Source organism: Caldanaerobacter sp., assembly GCF_049701115.1.
Lineage (GTDB): Bacteria > Bacillota > Thermoanaerobacteria > Thermoanaerobacterales > Thermoanaerobacteraceae > Thermoanaerobacter.
In genome coordinates this window covers 16,340-36,302 of sequence record NZ_JBNATX010000013.1, presented here as the reverse complement: position 1 = coordinate 36,302, position 19,963 = coordinate 16,340, and the positions used below count along the sequence as shown (strand labels likewise).

General features: G+C 36.7%; 16 protein-coding genes and 1 tRNA gene. 4 read left to right on the top strand and 13 right to left on the bottom strand.

All coding sequences use genetic code 11. The features are described from left to right. Positions 1-135: 135 nt before the first annotated feature. Positions 136-1,482 carry a LysM peptidoglycan-binding domain-containing M23 family metallopeptidase gene (locus ACPLVE_RS05695; RefSeq protein ID WP_424610592.1) on the bottom strand — a complete coding sequence of 449 codons (1,347 nt, stop codon included), beginning with the start codon at positions 1,480-1,482 and terminating at the stop codon, positions 136-138. Between the two features lie 188 nt (positions 1,483-1,670). Between ACPLVE_RS05695 and ACPLVE_RS05690 the strand changes: the two genes are divergently transcribed. Continuing rightward, a complete protein-coding gene (locus tag ACPLVE_RS05690; protein ID WP_424610590.1) occupies positions 1,671-2,642 on the top strand; it encodes a DnaD domain protein in 972 nt (323 codons plus the stop codon). After that, positions 2,635-3,618: an ATP-binding protein gene (locus tag ACPLVE_RS05685; RefSeq protein ID WP_424610588.1), complete on the top strand. Its 984-nt coding sequence runs from the start codon at positions 2,635-2,637 to the stop codon at positions 3,616-3,618. The genes ACPLVE_RS05690 and ACPLVE_RS05685 overlap by 8 nt, the downstream gene beginning before the upstream one ends. Here ACPLVE_RS05685 and ACPLVE_RS05680 read toward each other — a convergent pair. From ACPLVE_RS05680 to ACPLVE_RS05650, 7 genes are all read right to left on the bottom strand, one after another. Next, complete coding sequence (locus ACPLVE_RS05680; protein WP_424610586.1) at positions 3,615-5,054, bottom strand: M1 family metallopeptidase; 1,440 nt, start codon at positions 5,052-5,054, stop codon at positions 3,615-3,617. The genes ACPLVE_RS05685 and ACPLVE_RS05680 overlap by 4 nt on opposite strands. Positions 5,055-5,140: 86 nt before the next feature. Then, a complete protein-coding gene (locus tag ACPLVE_RS05675; protein WP_424610612.1) occupies positions 5,141-6,388 on the bottom strand; it encodes a DUF1015 domain-containing protein in 1,248 nt (415 codons plus the stop codon). 242 nt (positions 6,389-6,630) lie between these two features. Continuing rightward, on the bottom strand, positions 6,631-7,542 hold the full coding sequence (locus tag ACPLVE_RS05670) for an MJ1477/TM1410 family putative glycoside hydrolase (RefSeq protein ID WP_424610611.1): 912 nt from the start codon (positions 7,540-7,542) through the stop codon (positions 6,631-6,633). A 685-nt stretch (positions 7,543-8,227) separates the two neighbouring features. Further along, positions 8,228-8,303: transfer RNA gene (locus tag ACPLVE_RS05665), tRNA-Thr, on the bottom strand. Between the two features lie 73 nt (positions 8,304-8,376). Continuing rightward, a complete protein-coding gene (locus ACPLVE_RS05660) occupies positions 8,377-9,663 on the bottom strand; it encodes an adenylosuccinate synthase (RefSeq protein WP_424610584.1) in 1,287 nt (428 codons plus the stop codon). 16 nt (positions 9,664-9,679) lie between these two features. Then, positions 9,680-11,062: an NAD(P)/FAD-dependent oxidoreductase gene (locus ACPLVE_RS05655; protein WP_424610583.1), complete on the bottom strand. Its 1,383-nt coding sequence runs from the start codon at positions 11,060-11,062 to the stop codon at positions 9,680-9,682. 160 nt (positions 11,063-11,222) lie between these two features. Then, positions 11,223-11,393, bottom strand: coding sequence for a XapX domain-containing protein (locus tag ACPLVE_RS05650; protein WP_424610581.1), 171 nt, complete (start codon positions 11,391-11,393; stop codon positions 11,223-11,225). Between the two features lie 172 nt (positions 11,394-11,565). On the opposite strand from ACPLVE_RS05650, the gene ACPLVE_RS05645 reads away from it, so the two are divergent. Beyond that, entirely contained in the window at positions 11,566-12,309 is a 744-nt protein-coding gene (locus ACPLVE_RS05645; protein WP_424610579.1) for a gamma-glutamyl-gamma-aminobutyrate hydrolase family protein, read from the top strand. Next, positions 12,306-13,526 (top strand): MFS transporter, encoded by a 1,221-nt coding sequence (locus ACPLVE_RS05640; protein ID WP_424610577.1) that lies wholly within the window; start codon positions 12,306-12,308, stop codon positions 13,524-13,526. Before ACPLVE_RS05645 ends, ACPLVE_RS05640 begins: the two co-directional genes overlap by 4 nt. Positions 13,527-13,538: 12 nt before the next feature. Here ACPLVE_RS05640 and ACPLVE_RS05635 read toward each other — a convergent pair whose 3' ends face one another. The 5 genes from ACPLVE_RS05635 to ACPLVE_RS05615 all read right to left on the bottom strand — a co-directional run bounded on the left by ACPLVE_RS05635 (position 13,539) and on the right by ACPLVE_RS05615 (position 19,912). Then, positions 13,539-14,726 carry an MFS transporter gene (locus tag ACPLVE_RS05635; RefSeq protein ID WP_424610575.1) on the bottom strand — a complete coding sequence of 396 codons (1,188 nt, stop codon included), beginning with the start codon at positions 14,724-14,726 and terminating at the stop codon, positions 13,539-13,541. 66 nt (positions 14,727-14,792) lie between these two features. Continuing rightward, positions 14,793-15,629, bottom strand: coding sequence for a YitT family protein (locus tag ACPLVE_RS05630; RefSeq protein WP_424610573.1), 837 nt, complete (start codon positions 15,627-15,629; stop codon positions 14,793-14,795). 59 nt (positions 15,630-15,688) lie between these two features. Continuing rightward, positions 15,689-17,044, bottom strand: a complete 1,356-nt coding sequence (locus tag ACPLVE_RS05625; RefSeq protein WP_424610571.1) for an FAD-dependent oxidoreductase — start codon at positions 17,042-17,044, stop codon at positions 15,689-15,691. Between the two features lie 71 nt (positions 17,045-17,115). Next, positions 17,116-18,219 (bottom strand): CapA family protein, encoded by a 1,104-nt coding sequence (locus ACPLVE_RS05620; RefSeq protein WP_424610569.1) that lies wholly within the window; start codon positions 18,217-18,219, stop codon positions 17,116-17,118. 22 nt (positions 18,220-18,241) lie between these two features. Next, positions 18,242-19,912 (bottom strand): phospho-sugar mutase, encoded by a 1,671-nt coding sequence (locus ACPLVE_RS05615; protein ID WP_424610567.1) that lies wholly within the window; start codon positions 19,910-19,912, stop codon positions 18,242-18,244. Between the last annotated feature and the right edge of the window lie 51 nt (positions 19,913-19,963).

The window sequence follows — 19,963 nt, the reverse complement described above, 5'->3', positions numbered from 1 at the left end:
GCTGTATCACCCCAAAACCAAAATTATGTACATTCTTTTGAGTGATACAGCTTAAAACTCTTCCTTCATTTTGTATTATAACATTCCTATTCAAAGGGGGCAAGTTTATTAAAAAAGAAAAGAGCCCAAAAAGGGCTATCTTCCTAAAAAGCGCATGGGGTCAAGAGGTACCCCGTTTTTCCTCACTTCAAAATGCACATGGGGACCTGTCGCATGTCCAGTCGCTCCTACTAACGCAATTTTTTGGCCTTTTTCAACCTTATCGCCGGTTTTTACTAAAAGTTTACTAGCGTGCCCGTAATAAGTCACATAACCATTGTGATGATCAATTTTTACAAGATAACCATATCCACTTTCCCATCCAGAAAAAATTACCGTGCCGCCATCCGAGGCATAAATTGGACTCCCATAAGGTGCTGCAATATCTACTCCAGTGTGAAAACCACCCCACCGCGGGCCAAATCTCGAGGTTATAGTACCCCTTGCGGGGTAACTAAAATACCCTGTAGCTACATAAGAAATCCTTTTTGAACCCACTGCCACAACCTTAGAAACAGGATTTTTAAGGATTTTTTCTTCTTTTATCTCTCTCTTAACTTCCACACCGTTTTCACTTATCACTACTGCCCTTATCTCTTTTAACCCTTTTTCCCCATTTACCAGAACTTTAGTTTGATTGACAAAAAGTTTGTCATCTTTTGTGAATTTAGTATCAAATGGTATTTCTTCATTATAGACAACTTCTTTCTTTGTGATAACGGTCACTAAAGGTTTTTCCTTGGCAAGATATATTATCTGTCCCGGTTTGAGATTTTCAGTAAGGCCGGGATTTAATCTCAACAACTCCTCTATGTACATATCGTGCGCTCTAGCTATACTCCAAAGGCTGTCATTTTCTTTTACGACATATTTGACAGCTTCTTTAGAGGGGCTTTTTAATATATCCAGCGCTTCTTTTTCGCTCACCAATTTGGACGGAGGTATGTACATTTCTTTTACAGAGACGTCTTCTTTAAAAGACACCTCATCCACATTTTTATCATAAAGTTCCTTTAGGTAATCCAGCACTCTAAAGGCTTGTTCCTTTGACTTTAAAAAGGCAACTGGCTTTCCATCAACTTCTATCGCGTAAGCTTTGCAGGTAAAACTTAAAACTCTTTTGAGGTCGGCTTCTATTTGATGTACTCCCTTGACCTCTCCAGATACCTTGACTTTCTTAAAGCTTATCTCTTGGTCAAAGGCCACATCACCCCATTTTCTTGCCTCTTCCATCTTTATCTTTTCTACAACCTCTTTGACACCTCGTAGGTCCCTTGTAACACCAATACTTACACCATCTACCATCACATTGTAGGCAAACCCATTCTCATATACTACAAAAGCCAGTCCCAAAAAGAGAGCAAATAAAAAAGCTATAAGATTTTTGCGATACTCTTTTAAAAAGAGCAAAAACTTACAGCTTTCACTCCCCACTTTCCCCATCCTTTCTTTATCTAATCGTTTTAATTATACCATAGTTTTCCCAAAAAGCAAAACTTGAAATTCTATCCATTATTTTATGTCAAAATCTAAGCTAATATTCCTTTTTAAAAAACCGATAAATATGTTAAAAATTCTTTTTAATTGAAGACTATATCCCCCTATGCTATAATATATTCGAGGTGGGGAGAATGAGCGTTTTCAAATTTTGGAGAGAAAACGACGACTGGGGAAGTACTCCTCTTAGCAATTACTTCATAAATCATCACATGCTAGATGCACCAGGAGAATACGTTAAAGTATATATATTAGGTCTTAAATACTGCTTTTATGGCAATCAAATCCCCTTAAAAGAACTGGCAGACAAGCTCTTTATGACAGATTTAGAAATTGACAAAGCTTTGAAATACTGGGAAAAGTCTGGCCTTGTAAAGTTAAAGTACATAGATGGCGAATACACGGTAGAATATCTCCCTGTAGTTCCCCCATCTTCCAATGGCCATTCGCTTTCCCTTTACGATCCACAGGTAAAACAAGCCTTTGAAGCAATAGAGCTTACTCTTGGAAGGCCCCTCACACCAACTGAAATGGAAACTTATTTAAGCTGGGTTGACGAATACGGCTTTTCGCTGGAAGTAATAACAATGCTAGTCAGCTATTGCGCTTCAAAAAATAAAACTTCTTTAAAGTATATGGAAAAAGTTGCTATAACCTGGCACGATGCCGGCTTAAAAACTGCTTTGGATGTAGAAGAATATCTCAAGGCAGAAAGTAAAAAGTGGCAAGATTATAAGAAAATATTAAAGGCTTTGAATATGAAAGATGAAGAGCCAACAGAAATGCAAAGAGAAATGATAGATAGGTGGATGGACGAGCTGGGCTTCGATGTCGATATAATAATAAAGGCTGGAGAAGAGTGCATGGCTAAGCTTGGTGAGCCAAGTTTTCCATATATAAATAAAATTTTGATAAATTGGTTTAACGATGGAATAAGAACTGTGGAGGATCTAGAAAACAAAAAGCTAACTTCTAAAAAGAAAACAGCTACTTCCTCTTTTAAAGCTCCTAAAAATTACTTTAACAGTTATTCGCAAAGAACCTATGATATAGAAGATTTAGAAAAAAGGCTTTTGGCCCATTCTAGAGGTGAATTAAATGAATGAAAATATAATTCATGAAATACTAAAAGAGTACGAAATGAAAAGAGACAGGGCTGAAAGAGAAGCCATTTTGCGGAGAAATCAACTGTATAAAGAAATCCCTGAGCTTGAAAAAATAGACGATAAGATAAAGGAAATAGGGATCCAGATAACTCAAGCCGTTTTCAGAGAACCAGAAAAAAGCAAGGAATTATTGAATTCTCTCAAAGAAAGGTTAAACCTCCTAAAAAAAAAGAAAATACAAATATTAAAATCTCACGGATATCCTGAGGATTATCTAGAACCAAAATATGAATGCAATATCTGTAAAGACACAGGATACGTAAATGGCAAACGCTGCAAATGCTTTAATCAAAAACTCATAAATATATACTACAAACAGTCTAGCATTGCAGAAATATTGCAAAGAGAAAATTTCTCGAATTTTAATTTTGAATATTATTCAGATAAACCTTATGGGGATAAGCCTTCTCCTCGAGCTAACATGAAAAATATAGTGGAATACGCTTTAAACTTTATCAAACACTTTGATACCATTCAGGAAAGCCTCTTTTTCTACGGTAACTCGGGCTTAGGTAAAACTTTTCTAGCAAATTGTATAGCAAAAGAGCTTCTTGACAGAGGCAAAAGTGTAATTTATAGAACTGCTCCAGAGCTAATCGAAGGTCTGAGGGTAAACAAATTAAATCCTGACAGTGAAGTTTACAACGAATATTTAGAATTGCTTAAAGAGTGCGACCTCTTAATAATAGATGACTTAGGCACTGAACCCATTACTGCCTTCAGCCTTCAAGAGTTTTTCAATATACTAAACTCTCGACTTTTGATGGGTAAAAAATTTATAATCTCTACTAACTTACCTCTTTCTGAAATAATGGCCATATATCCGGAAAGAATTTATTCTAGAATTTTTGGCCATTTCAAACTGCTGAATTTTTACGGTGAAGACATAAGGTTAAAGAAAAAGATGATAATCTAATAAAACCATGATTGGAAAAATCCACCTGTGTCTTTTCCTGTCACGCTGTCCACTACGTCGATCAAATCTTGCGTAGTGGCTATTTTATATTTATATTTTTCATAATAAGTTTGGAGAACTTTTCTGAAATTCTCCTCCCCTATTAATTTTCTTAAATTGTAAAACACCATTGCCCCTTTATTGTACACTATATTTGTGTATTCCTGCCATTCTTTAAAATCTGCTAGCGTTTTTGCAAACGAAGTATCTAAACTATTGCTTAAAAATTTGTTAAAACCTCTTTCAATCACAAGTCTGTATATCTCTTCCGCTGTCGCCTTACCATAGTATCTTTCTATGTATAGAAGGGTAGAATACTCTGTAAGCCCTTCATCCAGCCATGATTCTCTTATTTGATTATTTCCCACTACCGCATACCACCATTGATGAGCCGTCTCGTGAGCAATAACATATTCGAGATTAAAAAGATTAGCCTTATTGTATAAGTCTTTGGATATCATCACAAGTTGAGGATATTCCATCCCCCCTAAGTAAAAATCGGTTTCCACTACAGAATAGGTCTTATAAGGATATTTACCGATATATTCATTGTAAAATCTTATAGCATCAGAAGCAAATTTTAGTGTCTTATCCCCATAGCCATCTGTCAAATAATACGACCTTATATTTATTCCATCTACTGTTGCTTCTGCCACTTTAAATTTGTCGCTCATTACAATGGCAAAATCCCGTACTTTGTTTGCTTCCAACACAAGCTTTTTAGAACCTTTCTCCACTTTCTTTTCTTTTTCTTCGCCTGTTGAAGCAACTATAAACCTTTCTGGAACTACGATTTCCACTCTGTAATTGGCTACATCACTGTAAAAAGGGTCACCAAAAATGTAATAAGGGTCATTATTCCATCCGTTTTTATCGTACACCGACAATACAGGGTACCAATTGCCCAGCTGAACAGTGTTTTTGCCGTAACCAAATCTACTTTTAGCCGGGGGAATCTTCACCTTGTACTTTATTTTTATGTTGATAGACTCACCTTTTTTAATTTCTCTTGGAAGTGTGAGTTTTAAAATCTCATCATTTGGCTCCATCAAAGTATAGTCAGCTGGTAACCCATTTATTGTAACTTTTTCAATTTCAATAAAACCCGGCTCAAATCCTTCAGGATACACAAAAGAAAGCTCTTCTTTTGTAAATGGTAGACTCGTTTCGGACTTAAAAGCATTGGGATACAAATGAAAGTAGACCTCTTTTAAAGAGGAACCTGTGTTATTTACGTACTTCACAGTTTGGTTGGCTTCTACCACTTTAACCTCGTCGTTGTATTTCGCTTCAATAAAATAAGTTGTAACTGATTTTTCGGGAAGGACAAAATATACAAACAAGACGACTACAACTACTGCCAAAATCCCTAAAAGAAGTTTTTTCTTGGCATCCATAATACCAGCTCCCCCATTTTATCCTCACATTATATATTAGTTAAGGGGAGCTCACATTAGAACAAGTTTAATAAAAATTAATGTACTTAAATGTCATCAATCTCATGAACAAAAATACCACTTCTTAATTTAGGTTCAAACCAAGTAGATTTCGGAGGCATTATCTCGCCTTTATCTGCTATAGCAAAAATCTCTTCTATAGAAGTAGGATATAGTGAAAAAGCTACAGCCATCCCTTTATTTACTTTCTCTTCTAATTCCTTCGCACCTTTTATCCCACCTATAAATTCTATCCTTTTATCCTCTCTGGGGTTATTTATACCCAAAATAGGTTTTAATAAATTATTTTGCAAAATTGATACATCTAAGCTCTCAATTGGGTTTGAAGAATCAAATGTGCCTTCCTTTGCCTTAAGCCTATACCATTTCCCCTCCAAATACATTCCAAATATGTGCCTATCTTCTGGCTCAATCGGTTCTTTGCCAATTTCATCAATAAAAAATTTTTCTTCCACCTTTTTTATAAATTCTTCCTTCGAGTAGCCATTCAAATCTTTCACCACTCTATTATAAGGCATTATATACACCTCATCATGAGGAACAAGCACAGCGGGAAAATAATTAAATTCTTCTGTACCCGAATAATTTCTAATATTATTTCTTTTTTTAACACCCAACGCAACAGAGGCAGCTGCCCTGTGGTGTCCATCAGCTATATAGATAGAATTTATTTCATCAAAAATTTTTGCAATCTCTTCTAAAACAATAACTTCATCGATTACCCAGAAAAGATGCCTAACACCATCTTCTGAAGTAAAATCATAAACAGGAGTTTCCCTTGCAATCCACATATTTATCAACCTTTTTATCTCATCATCTGATTTATAAGTCAAAAACACTGGACTTGTGTGGGCATTGCAGTATTCCATAACTTTTATTCTATCTTCTTCTTTCTCTGGAAGAGTATTTTCATGTTTCTTTATAATGCCTTTAAGATAGTCATCTACAGATACAAGAGCTACAAGTCCTGTCTGTTCTCTCCCTTTCATCTCTTCCCTATATATGTAATAACATTTTTCCCCTTCCTTCATAAATGCTCTTTCTTTAAGCATTAAAAAATTCTCTCTTGCCTTTTCATATACAAGGTCGCTGTAGGGATTTACATCTTTCTCAAGATCTATTTCTGCTCTTTCTACATGCAAAAAAGAATATGGATTATTTTTCGCCAGTTCTTCCGCTTCTTCCCTTGATAAAACGTCATATGGAGGCGATGAAACCTGTTTAACTAAATCCGGGAGGGGTCTTAAGGCTTTAAAAGGTTTCACAATAGCCATCAATCTCATCCTTTCTAAGAATGATTTTATATCTATTTTATCACACCACTTTATAAATGTGAAATAGTAAAGGATAAAAGGCTTGTGAGCCATAGTTCAAGGTCCGGAGGGGATACAGGCCCCAGCACAAACGAGGAAGGATATGCTCACCAACCATAGGCTTGCCCCCCGGCCTAAAGGCAGGGAGGCATATAGTCTATGACACGTGAGCAAGCAAAAAAGGCGTCTGTTTTAAGAAGTGCTTACTTGACCGGATTTTTGATTTGAGTAGAGGAAAAGTAAGGAATGTACCCTTTCTCTCGAGCTTTTTTGTAAAATTCGTTTATTAGGAAAGGATCTGTTGGATAATCTATTATTAAAACAAGTTTCCCATTGTCTTTGAACATGTTAAGATAGCTAATAGATTCATTCACATAGGATTCTGGTTGTGGAGTATTATCTAAATAAAATAGGTCTTCTTTTCCAATACCATTTACTGTATTAACATAGTCTATATGAGTCCCAAGTTTCTCCCCATTTTGCGGAAAAATCAGAAAATCTTTTTTGCCTTTTGTTACCCTCGTATAATTAGCAATAGATTTCACAAAATCTATCATTTCCTGCTCTGCAGTTTTTCTATTAAGCCCGCTTTCTCCTCCTGGGCCCCAATATTCATAAGCATCTATAATATCAAGATACACACCATCAAAATTCGCTTCTATTATTTTATCTAAGTATTTAAAAATTATCTGCTTCCATTCTGGATCCCAGTATTTAACTTTATAATTTCCCGGCCATTCAGGATTTTCAGGACCAAGCCATGAAGGTGCTCCACTGTCAGGTATTCCATCATTATTTTTATCCCATGCATTATTCCAATACCATCTGTAATTTTCTGCTTCTCCTATGCTAAGGTACGATAAGGCAATCTTAAAACTGCTTTTTAAAGAATCAATTTCTTCTTTTGTAAATCTATTTTCATCGGTACCATCTCTAGAGTAGTCAATTATAATAAGGTCAAAATTCGTCTTTTCTATTGCTTTTAAATCAATATCTTGCAATTGATATGCAAAACTTTTTACATTTCTAAGTTTTTCATCTATTTTTTGTGTGGTTTTATTTTCTGTTATATTCATATCTTGACTCTGAGCCTGGTCGGGATTATTTGTGTGAATAAAAAAAAATTATAATGCTTAGAACAGGTATAAATACAATAAGGGAAATAATCACTTTCTTCATCTTTGGTTCCTCCCCTTTTTGTATTTATCTCACTATAGTAGACACAAAAACGCAAAATCTTTACGCTGACTTTTTAATTAAATCTTCAAATTGTTGCAAAGTCTAATACCCTATAGTACTATTGTAGTCTTTTCCTAATTATACCATGATTCAATATGCTCAAATACAAAGCTTACTTCTTTGCAAATATGACCATGGCTTTTTAATATTTCATTCTCCTCTTGAGGCTTTGCCATCTTTTTAACATAGCCTGATATTATCCCGATGTAATTGCTGTGCTTTTGTTGTCTATAATTTATCGGTTTTCATTATTTTAACCAACCTGATCTTGTAGACACTTCCTCTCTTTATATTTTTATTTTATCCTGTTCGAGTTAAAGTGTCTACAATAATATACTAACATCGATTATATCTCCCCAAATTACATCACTTATTCTGATGCTTCTTTTTGTTGGGTTGTTTTAACCATTTCTATTATAGCAGGCATCCAGAATAAGTGCCTTTTTTATTCTTTTCCCTTACACCCCCTAAAAAAATAAGAAGGACACCAAAGGGTTACTGTGTCCTTCTTATTTTATGTGACCATTTTGTGACCAAATTTGATTTTGAAATTAAAAAAATTGGAGCTGGCGAAAGGACTCGAACCTTCAACCTGCTGATTACAAGTCAGCTGCTCTACCTATTGAGCTACGCCAGCCCGCTATCCTTTATTAAATTCTCCTGACAGTAATATATTATACTTGGCCATCAAAATAATGTCAAGCCTTTTATCAAAAATTCCTCAACATTATGGTTTCTTCTCTTGAAGGACCCACAGATATAATTCCAAATTCAATTCCTATCAATTCTTCGAGTCTTCTTACATATTTTTGAGCATTGAGTGGAAGGTCATCAAAACTTCTAGCCCCTCTTATATCTTCATTCCATCCTTCCATTTCTTCATAGATAGGTTCACAGTGATTCAAATCTTCAAGGCTCCCAGGAAAATTATCAACAATTTCCTCACCAATTTTATACTTTGTACAAATTTTTATCGTAGAAAGTCCCGTTAAAGTATCTAATTTAGTTAGAGCAAGAGTAGTAACACCAGAAACTCTCACTGCATATTTAATCATCACCAAATCCAACCATCCACATCGCCTTGCTCTGCCCGTTGTTGTCCCGTATTCATAACCCCTTTCTCTTAAAAAATTCCCAATATCATCTTTAAGTTCTGTGGGAAAAGGGCCTTGACCTACCCTTGTGGTATAAGCTTTCATAACCCCAACGACCTCATCTATCATTGTGGGTCCTATGCCTCCACCAATTGAAGCCCCACCAGCAACAGGATGAGAAGCTGTAACATAGGGGTAAGTTCCAAAATCCAGATCAAGAAGTGTCCCTTGTGCTCCTTCAAAGAGAATTTTTTTACCTTTCTTAGCCATTTCATAAAGAAAAAGAGAGGTATCCATCATATACGGCTTTAACTTTTCTCCGTATTCTTTATAATCTTTAAAAATTTCATCAAAATCCACAGATTCTTTCCCATAAATATTCTTAAAAACTTTATTTTTCTTTTCTATATTTTTCTTTAATTTTTCTCTTAATACATCTTCCCTTACCAAATCGCACATTCTTATCCCTATTCTCTCTGATTTATCTTTATAACAGGGCCCTATTCCTCTCTTAGTAGTACCTATCTCCTCTACCCCTTTCCCCTCTTCTTCAAGTTCATCTTCTATTAAATGGTAAGGGAAAACTATGTGAGCCCTATCACTTATCTTTAAATTTTCTTGGTCAATTTTTACTCCTTTCTCTTTCAGTTCTTCTATTTCTTCTAAAAGGGCTCTAGGATAAATTACAACCCCATTGCCAATCACACATATTTTGTCAGGATATAATACTCCAGAAGGTATCAAATGAAGCTTATACCAAATCCCGTTTTTAACAACAGTATGCCCTGCGTTATTCCCACCTTGATATCTTACCACGACTTCGGACCTTTCGGCTAAATAATCTGTTATCTTGCCTTTACCTTCATCACCCCATTGCAAACCAACAATCACAGTAACAGACATATTTTTTCTCCTTCCTTTATTTGACTCTCTCCAAGATCTCCCTTGCCACAACAACTCCAGAAACAGAAGCCTGAGCTAAGCCTCTTGTTATCCCAGCTCCGTCTCCTGCAGCAAATAAATTACGTATCTGTGTCTCTAATTTATTTGTCAATTCTACTCTTGAAGAGTAAAACTTTACTTCGACACCGTATAAAAGTGTATGTTTTGAGTATACGCCTGGCGCCACCTTGTCAAGAGCTTGAAGCATTTCAATTATTGATTGCAAAAATCTATAAGGAAGAACCAAACTCAAATCACCCGGTGTAGCCTCTTTCAAAGTAGGTTCTACAAGTCCCCTTTTTATTCTTTCAGGGGTAGACCTTCTCCCTGATAGTAAATCCCCAAGTCTTTGAACTATTACCCCATCCCCTAACATATTAGCAAGTTCTGCAATATACCTGCCGTACTCAATAGGCCTATTAAAAGGCTCAGTAAATTCTTTGCTTACAAGAATAGCAAAGTTCGTATTTTCTGTCTTTATATCCTTATAACTATGCCCATTTACAGTTTTAATTCCATCATGATTTTCTATAACTACCATTCCATAAGGATTCATACAAAACGTCCTTACCCTATCATCAAAAGATTTTGAATGATATATAAACTTGGATTCATATACAACATCTGTTATATCTTCCATGACTACAGCAGGAATCTCCACTCTTACACCTATATCCACCGCATTGTTTCTGGTCTTAAGGCCAAGTCTATCTGCCTCTTTTTTAAACCACTTGGCTCCTTCTCTTCCCGGAGCTACTATTATATACTCTCCATAATATTCTTCCCCTTTCTCTGTAACCACCCCAACTGCCTTTCCATCTCTCACAATTATTTCCGATACTGGTGTTTCTGTTAAAATATCGATTTTTTCAATCAAATAATCTCTCATGTTTTTTATTATTCCAAAACTTTTGTCTGTTCCCAAATGTTTTATAACAGCAGGAATCAATTTTAAATCTGCTGCTTGAGCTTTTTTCTCTATTTCCCTTATTTTTTCTCTGTCAGTACCATGGACTTCTGTAGTAGCTCCAAACCTAACATATATATTATCTACATAGCTTATAAGTTGATTAAGTTCTAATTTTGACATGTATTCATCTAATACGCCGCCAAACTCCGATGTCAAGGTGAGTTTGCCGTCACTAAAAGCTCCTGCTCCACCTATTCCGGTAGTTATCGCGCAAGGTCTACAGTCAAGGCATTTAGTACCATATACATTCATGGGACATATCCTTTTATGAATGTCTTTCCCCTTTTCAAGCAACAATATATTTAAATCTTCTTTTTTGTCTATCAATTCTATTGCAGCAAAAAGACCTGCTGGGCCTCCTCCTACAATTATGACATCATATTTTTTCATATTTATCTACCTCCAAGGCAATGTGAAAACCCGTAATCTATATTATCAAAAAATTTCTTTTAAATCAATCAAAAAAGCGAATTTTTATATAGATTTATTAATAAACGTTCGTTAATCTATTTAAAAATAAAAGATAGGCTTCTTTGCCTATCCTATTTTATTATCTTCCAAACAATTTTATTAAATACTCCATCAATAATCCTCCCAAATATATTCCTACCACTCCTGCAACTCCTGGAAGCACACTGGGTGCAGGAATAGGCAACTTAAAAAACGAAAATATAAGACCTACTAACAATCCTGTTAGAAGAGCTAATAATGTATCTTTCACATTAACACCCCTTTTGCCTGTGATTTTATTTGCTATTGTATCCTTATATCCAAAAAATAATTATATCATACTTCTTTTATATTGTCAGACATCTAACTGCTTCTTTTAAATTTTTAAATCTGAAAAATATGGTATAATATTGAATGAAAATAAATACAGGGGGAGAAAAATAGTGAAACCTAAAATAGGCATAGTAGGAAATATAACTTACGAAACAGAGGGCGTAACAATAGGAGAAGAAAAGATCTTTGTAATGAGAGCCTATGTAGATTCCATTATAAAAGCCGGAGGAATTCCTTTGGTGATGCCGCTTACACTGGATTTCGATGTGCTTAAAGAGCAAGTAGAAAGTGTTGACGGAATAGTAATAACTGGAGGACAAGACATCAATCCTCTTATTTATAACGAGGAACCCATAGAAAAACAGGGAGGCATAACTCCTGACAGGGATTGGTATGACATAGAGGTCATAAAATACGCTTTTCACCTAAAAAAACCTCTATTAGGCATATGTCGAGGTATTCAGGCAATTAATGTAGCACTGGGTGGCAATTTGTATCAAGACCTTTCACAAATCCCAACCCATTATATAAAGCATTCTCAAAAGGCAAAACCTGATCACCCTACCCATTCAATAGACATTGCAGAAGGAAGTCGCCTTTACTATATATTTGGAAAAAACACTGTAGTAAACAGTTTCCATCATCAGGCAGTAAAGAGAGTAGCAAAGGGATTCAAAGCGGTAGCCTGGTCTAAGGACGGAGTCGTTGAAGCAATTGAAGCCGAAGACGAAGATTATTTTGCAATTGGAGTACAATGGCATCCTGAACTCATGGCTTCTAAAGGAAATGAAAACATGCTAAAACTATTTAAAGAATTTATAAAGGCTTGTGAAAAAAGGGGAAATAAAAAATGACAAGTAAGTTTGAAACTTGGTTTATTGCTTATGGTATCTTAGGCACTGTAGCATCTGGCCTTATACCTATTTTGCTCCCTCTGTGGACCCAAACTCACTTGGGAGCAGCTCAAGTTGGAATCGTAATGTCTTTGTTTGGTCTGGGACAATTAGCTTCACCGGTATGGGGCGAAATAGGTGATCACCTTAAATTAAAGAGGTCTTTATTTATACTGGGATTAGCTATCATTGGTTTTTCAATGGCTGCCATCACTTTCTTCCCAAAATTCCAGCTTATAGGTTTTTTCAGCCTTAGTGCAGGCATGGGGTTTTCTCTTGCAAATACACTGGCAAATCTTTGGATAGTGGAGAGATTTCCTCAATCGGAAATCCCATTAAGAGAAGGGCTTTTACAGAGAACTTACGGCATGGGACAGGTAATTGGCCTCGCCATAGCAGGCCTTTTAGCAGCAACCCATCTAAAAATAGCGTTAGCTGCCACTTCCGTTTTGCCATTCTTAGCCATGAGTGTGTACACTAAAATGCCTGTACTTGAAAAAGTAGAGAAAAAACGCCCTATCATACTTCATTTTCATCCTCAAATACAGCCCCTTTTAGCGTCCATAAGCCAGGCTTACCATCTTCTCCACTTAAAAGATTTAAAAAAACATTTACCAAAAATTCCTTCCAATGTCGTCATTTTTCATGTTCACTGGTTTTTGATGAGCATGGGCTCAGCCTTTTTATTTTCCTTTTATCCCCTTATAATGAAAAACTCGTTTCATGTAAATCCAACCTTAGCCTCCGCCGTATTTTCAGTTGCAGCTGCCCTTGGTATATTAGTCTATAAGCCCGCTGGAATTTACGCAAAAAATTTGGGCAACAAAAAAGTGCTCCAGACAGCCGTTTTCGCGCGTTCTTTATCCTTACTCCTAATGGGGTTAGCTGCCTATTTAACTTTTTCCTTTAAAGAAATACTGGTACTAGCTTTTTTTACACTTATTGTGCTTACTTGGCCTTTTATAGCAGTAACTGGCATCGACTTAGCAACCTCTTCTTCCCTGCCCAAAGGCCCCTCTTTAGGACTTTTTAGCGCCAATAATGCTCTCTCCAACTCTTTAGGGTCTTTCTTAGGAGGAATACTCGCTCACCTTGGTAGCTACAGCATTTTGCCAATAGCATCTTCCATCACCCTATTTGTAGCTTTCTTCTTCTCTTTTCTAGTAAAAGAAGGATGATTATATTGTCGGTTATTCCTTAGGGAAATTAAACCCTAAAAATACCTTCCTGTATAGAACAAGATAAACTCCTTGTAAAAAAGCTGCCATGAAAAAGGGCATCTCAAACTGCCCCTCGCCTAACAAAACACCCGTCACATAAGGGCCAGCCGACCTTGGAAGTTGCATTGAAGCTGCATTAAGTCCCACAGCCAGCCCTCTCTCCTCATCCCCCACAATACTCACAGCAAGAGCCTGCCTTGCTCCTGCTGAACCTCTGTTAAAGACCTGATGAAACATGTAGAAAATTGAAGCCATTAGATAGCTTGGAGCAAGGGGCAGTAATATTAAAAACACTAAACCAATTGTTCTTTCCAAAACCACAGAGTTAATGATACCTATTTTCTTTGTAAGAAATCCTGTATAAAAAGACAAAAGTCCTGTAACAAAAAATGTAAAAGCCATAATAGGAGCAATTTTCTCTGCACCTATTCCAAACCTTAAGGCAAACCAATAGGATATAAGAGGTCCTTTAAGACCTATCGCAAATCCATTCAAAGCGTTTAACAGAACCAACTTTAATAAATTAGAATATTCAGCTTTTATGTTTTCATCACTCGCACTCTTATTTATTTTTCTTTTCTTTTCTTCAGAAATACCTTTGAGTACAAAGAGGGTAATCGTCGATAAAACAAAAACGAAAAGAAACAATACACGGTAATTATAGTAATCCCCTAAATTTTTCAAAAAAGCCGGGATTACCCCCAAAAGCGCTCCAATGGACATACCGGTAAAGCCCATTGCGGAATTTATGCTAAAAATCTTGCCTCTGTCCTCTGGCAAAACTTTTTCTGAAAGCCATGCCTGCTCCGCTGGTGAAAAGGGGCCCGCAGAGCCATTAGCTCCTTGCCCAAAATTGCCAAAAACTGAAGCTAATACTATCAACCACCTTTCTACAGAGATAAACATAGCCAAAGAAGCTATCATCAACATGAAAGTGTACACCATCATAAAAGCCTTACGACTAGTCTTATCGCTTATAAACCCTATCATTACACTCCCAACAGCTCCAAAAAGTCCTGCTAAGGTAAAAATAAATCCTATAAAAGTGCTGGAATAACCAAGGTCCCTAAGGTAAAGGGCAAAATCCACTGCTAATAGCCCTTGTCCCAGACTCCTTAAAAACCTCGTGAGTAGAAGTTTTTTTACATCCTTTCCCATAGTGATGCCCTCTTTATTTTTTATAATCTTTTTTATAATCTGTCGAAATTATATCAATTCAATAAACTAATGAATAGACTTCTTTTTAAACTGGCCTCCTAACATGTCATACACATCATGAATCGTCACAAAAGCATTTTCATCATGTTCTTTTACTATATTCTTTAATTTTGCAATTTCCAAACGGCTCACTACCGCATACACCACACCCTTTTTGCTTTTTGTATATCCTCCTATGCCTTCCCAAAAAGTAACACTTCTTCCTAATCGCGCGGTAATAGTCTCTACAATTTCTTCTGGTTTTTCCGTAATTATCATTACTGCTTTTTCTTCATCTATTCCTTCTATTGTCAGGTCTATTACTTTAAAGGCTATAAAATAAGTGATAAGAGAATACATAGCTCTATCCCATGTAAATACCAGACCTGCGCTTCCTAATATGAAGATATTTATAAATAACACTATTTCCCCTACAGAAAATGCTGTTATTTCTGATATAACAACGGCAACAATTTCTGTACCATCCATTGAACCTCCATGTCTTATTACTAACCCTACCCCTATACCCAGAATAATGCCACCAAAAACCGAGGCCAAAAGCGTATCATTAGTAAGTGCTGGAGCCTTTTCTAACAATGTAACAGATAAAGACAGAACTAAAACAGCATAAAAAGTAGACAAAACAAAGCTCTTCCCTATTTGTCGGTATCCTAAAAACAAAAAGGGTATATTGAGAAGAAAAATATACGCTCCTAAAGGTAACTTTGTAAGATAGCTTAACATTATAGAAATGCCCGTTATACCACCATCTATTATGTAATTTGGCACTAAAAAAATCTCTAAAGCCACACCCGCAAGGAAGGCACCCAAAGTCAAAAACACATATCTTTCTATAAACTTCACCTTTTCACCCCTTTTCCACTTATCAAAAAAGGTCTTACCGGCCGGTAAGACCTTTCTATTTATCCCCTCTGAGCCACAGTCGACGCTTGCTGTAATGGATCCCACACTGAATTGTAGGGTGGAGCATAAGCAAGGTCGAGAGCTTGCAAGTCATCAATGGTCATTTCATGGAAAAGAGCTGTGGCTAATACATCTATTCTCTTGTCCACACCTACTAATCCGCCTGCTATTTGCCCTCCCAGAAGCTTTCTACTCCCCTCATGGTAACAAAGCTTCACCGTCAATATTTCGTCTTCCCACGGGTAATAATGACTGACAGGTCTTGCCTTTATCAAAACCACTTTGTAAGGCCATCCTAAAGACTCACAGTCCCTTTCTCCAAACCCACTTCTCGCTATGGTCCTATCAAAAACCTTCACAATGGCAGTCCCCACAACCCCTTTAAATTCAGCATTTCCACCTGCCATATTTATACCCGCAATTCTGCCTTGTTTATTAGCAGTAGTACCCAGCGGTATGTAATCTGCAGTTTTCTTTATTCTATTAAAATGCGTAGCACAATCGCCAGCAGCGTATATATCGGGGATATTCGTTTCCAATCTTTCATTAACCAGAATAGCATTCTTAGGCCCTAATTGTATCCCTGCCTCTTTAGCCAACTCACTTACAGGTCTTACTCCTATAGAAATTATTACTAAATCAGCCTCGAACCTTCCATTTTTCGTGACAACGGCTTTTACTCCTTTTTCATCTCCTTCAAGCCCTATGACTTCTTCATTCAAATACACTTCCACTCCATGTCTTGTGAGAGCATCCTGAGCTATTTCAGCAATTTCCTTGTCAAAAGTAGGAATTAACTGGGGTGCCAAATCCAAAACCGTAACCTTAAAACCTCTTCCATGAAGCGCCTCGGCAGTTTCAAGCCCTATATAACCTCCCCCTATAACTACCGCCTTAGTGGGAGTATGAGAGTTCAACCAGTCAAGAAGTTTTTCCGCATCGCCCATAGTCTTTAATGTAAATACTCCCGGCAAATTCCTGCCTTCCCATGGAGGCACTATCGCAGTACTCCCTGTTCCAATCAAAAGCACATCGTAAGGCACAGAAATTTCATCTTTTTCTTTCCTCCGAAAAACTTTTATCTCCTTTTTAGAAGGTTCTATTTTTACCACTTCGTGATAAAGCTTTACATTAATATTGTAGCGATTTAAAAATTCCTCTGCCGTACGAGCAATAAGCTTTTTCTGTTCTTTTACAACTCCCCCCACCCAATAGGGAAGGCCGCACTGTGCGTAAGAAATCACTCCTTCTTTTTCAAAAACCAAAATTTCTCCTTCCGTATCCATCCTTCTTATTTGAGAAGCTGCGCTCATTCCAGCTGCATCTCCACCCACAATTACATAGCGCTTGGGCATTTTTCTTCCTCCTTCTTGAACTTATGCTCATATTTTCATTATACCTTTTTTTGCTTGATTTTTCAAACCTCTCACTGGAGAAAAAGGGAATTCCAATATGATAAATTACGTATCTTCTGCAACACCCTATCCCTTTCTTCCCCCTCTAAAATCTTAGGTTTATAATCGTTTCTATCTTTTACAGACGATATAGATACGGGTATTATTTTTACTTTTATATCCACTATCTCTTTCTTTTCATTTAAGGTAAAAATTTGCTGAAAAATCATGGAGTCCTTGTCTCTAGGATTTTTATTGCCCCCAAATACAAAATTCCCCAGTGAATATGCTATGTACTTACCTTTATAAACCTCTATCCCTTGAAGCACATGAGGATGATGTCCTACAACTACGTCCGCCCCTTTATCTATTGAAAAATGCCCCAAATTTATCTGCACTTTGTTTGGATAATACTTGTTTTCCTCTCCCCAATGAAAACTTACCACAAGAATATCTACTATCTGTCTCATTTTCTCTATATCTTTTTTTATCATCTGCTTTGTCTCCAACGTATCGTCATAACCCGTATACCCTAAAACCCCAATTTTTACTCCCTTAGCCTCGGTTATATAATTGTATCCATAACCAAAAAAGCCTATACCTTCTTTCTTCAAAGCCTTTACAGTGTCATAAAAACCCTGTTTACCGTAATCAAAAGAATGATTATTTGCTAAATTTACCGCATCAATCTTCCCTTCTTTCAATATCTTGGCATAAGAAGGGTCTCCCTTAAAAGCAAACTCTTTATCTGCTCTCTCTTTAGAAGTTGTCAACGGACCCTCTAAATTGGCTATAACGAGGTCACTCTTTTCAAAAATTGGCCTTACATCTTTAAAAAAGTAGGAATAGTCGTAATTTTGCTTTTTTAACTCTTCATCAAAACTACCATATCTCGAATATTTCTCGTCCGAGCCTAAAGTACAATCTCCCACAGCACTTAAAACTATTTCGATATCTTGGGATACTTTTTCTTCACCCAGATTCTTATTTTCCTTTGCAGGCAACAAATTCTCTTCCTGCTCTAAAACAACGGCTTTTGACGCCCCTTTATCTACAGAGACTTTAAAAAATACCATCAAGACTCCGACTATCAAAAGGAAAAACAGTGCCTTTGCAACAAAACCCTTTTTCCCCATTCTTTTCCCTCACCATAGGTCATTATTCTTCCAGATCAAGCTCTTTTACAAGCTCTTCTTTGGCTTTCCTTAGTAATTCCTTTGCCTCATCAATTCCTTCCATTTCCATAGCCATGAAGTAAAACTTTATTTTTGGCTCAGTACCTGAAGGCCTTGCATATACGATTAACCTCTCACCAAACTCCATTTTCAAAACATCTGAAGGTGGTATCTTACCATATCCTTTTAAATAATCTATAACATTTGTAAGTTTGTGCCCTGCCAAACTTTTTATGGGGTCTTCTCTAAGTCTTTCCATAATCCTTTTTATCTTCTTAAGCCCTTTTTCCCCTTCATATACAGGAGAAAGCTGGTCTTCAAGGTAGTAACCGTATTTTTTATAAATCTCTTCTAAAGCATCAACTAAAGTCATGCCTTTCTTTTTATAATAAGCTGCCATTTCACAGGTTACCATTATAGGAGTACCTGAGTCTTTGTCATACACAAAATCTCCCACATTGTATCCATAGCTTTCTTCATAGGCAAAAAACACCGTTTTGCCTTCGGCTCTTAGCCTGTCAGCTTCATTGCATATCCACTTGAAACCTGTAAGTACTTCAGAAACCTCGACCCCGTGCGCCTTCGCAATTTTAGCAAAGAGTTTGGAAGACACAATAGACTCTATCACAGCCGGATTTTTGGGCATGCCCTTTCGAGAATACATCGTAAGAAGAAAATTTAAAAGCAAAATGCCCATCTGATTTCCATCTATTCTCACATAATCTCCTCTATGCTTTACCAAAACTCCCATCCTATCTGCATCCGGGTCTGAAGCCACAACTATATCCGCATCAATGCTTCTTGCATCTTTCAAAGCAAGCTCAAAGGCCTCATCAAACTCTGGATTAGGATAGCTCACTGTAGGAAAGCCTCCATCCGGTATCTGCTGTTCTTTTTGAATATATACATCAAACCCTACTTTCTCAAGTAGCGGCGGGACAATTTTAATACCTGTCCCATGGAGAGGAGTATACACTATCTTTAAATCCTTTGAAGAAATGCCAAAAGAATAAGAAAGGGCTTTTTCAAAATATGCAGAGTCCACCTCTTTCCCTACCATGACCACAAAACCCTTATCTTTAGCCTCATCAAAGGACATCCTTTTTACATCCGCAAAAGACAGTTTCTCGTATTCCTCTATAATGCCTTTATCATGAGGTGGAATAATCTGAGCGCCATTTGACCAATATACCTTGTATCCATTGTATTCCGGAGGATTGTGGCTCGCTGTTATCATTATACCAGCTGTAGCCTTTAAAAACCTGACAGCGAAAGATAAAAGAGGTGTGGGTCTAAAATCGTCAAAAAGATACACCTTTATCCCATTTGCTGCAAGTATTTGAGCAGCTTCTTCAGCAAATTCCCTTGAAAATCTTCTCGTATCATAAGAAATAGCTACACTTTTTTCTCCCTCTACTGTCTTATTTATGTAATTAGCAAGGGCTTGTGTCGCTTTACCCACCGTATAGAAATTCATTCTATTTGCCCCAAGCCCCATAATGCCTCTTAACCCAGCAGTTCCAAACTCCAAATCCATAAAGAAGGCATCCTGTATTTCCTCCGGAGACATTTTTTTAAGCTCTTCCTTATCCTTATCCGATATAGCCGGGTCATTAAGCCATGCATCATATCTTTTTAAAGTCTCTTTCTCCATTCAAATCCCGCCTTTCCTGGCAAATCTTTAATTTTATTATACCATAAGGCT

Coding starts and splice junctions, on each gene's coding strand:
- ACPLVE_RS05675 (WP_424610612.1), bottom strand. CDS start 6,388: ATGGCTATTGTGAAACCTTTTAAAGCCTTAAGACCCCTCCCGGATTTA.
- ACPLVE_RS05685 (WP_424610588.1), top strand. CDS start 2,635: ATGAATGAAAATATAATTCATGAAATACTAAAAGAGTACGAAATGAAA.
- ACPLVE_RS05695 (WP_424610592.1), bottom strand. CDS start 1,482: ATGGGGAAAGTGGGGAGTGAAAGCTGTAAGTTTTTGCTCTTTTTAAAA.
- ACPLVE_RS05655 (WP_424610583.1), bottom strand. CDS start 11,062: ATGAAAAAATATGATGTCATAATTGTAGGAGGAGGCCCAGCAGGTCTT.
- ACPLVE_RS05660 (WP_424610584.1), bottom strand. CDS start 9,663: ATGTCTGTTACTGTGATTGTTGGTTTGCAATGGGGTGATGAAGGTAAA.
- ACPLVE_RS05625 (WP_424610571.1), bottom strand. CDS start 17,044: ATGCCCAAGCGCTATGTAATTGTGGGTGGAGATGCAGCTGGAATGAGC.
- ACPLVE_RS05615 (WP_424610567.1), bottom strand. CDS start 19,912: ATGGAGAAAGAGACTTTAAAAAGATATGATGCATGGCTTAATGACCCG.
- ACPLVE_RS05640 (WP_424610577.1), top strand. CDS start 12,306: ATGACAAGTAAGTTTGAAACTTGGTTTATTGCTTATGGTATCTTAGGC.
- ACPLVE_RS05635 (WP_424610575.1), bottom strand. CDS start 14,726: ATGGGAAAGGATGTAAAAAAACTTCTACTCACGAGGTTTTTAAGGAGT.
- ACPLVE_RS05690 (WP_424610590.1), top strand. CDS start 1,671: ATGAGCGTTTTCAAATTTTGGAGAGAAAACGACGACTGGGGAAGTACT.
- ACPLVE_RS05620 (WP_424610569.1), bottom strand. CDS start 18,219: ATGGGGAAAAAGGGTTTTGTTGCAAAGGCACTGTTTTTCCTTTTGATA.
- ACPLVE_RS05680 (WP_424610586.1), bottom strand. CDS start 5,054: ATGGATGCCAAGAAAAAACTTCTTTTAGGGATTTTGGCAGTAGTTGTA.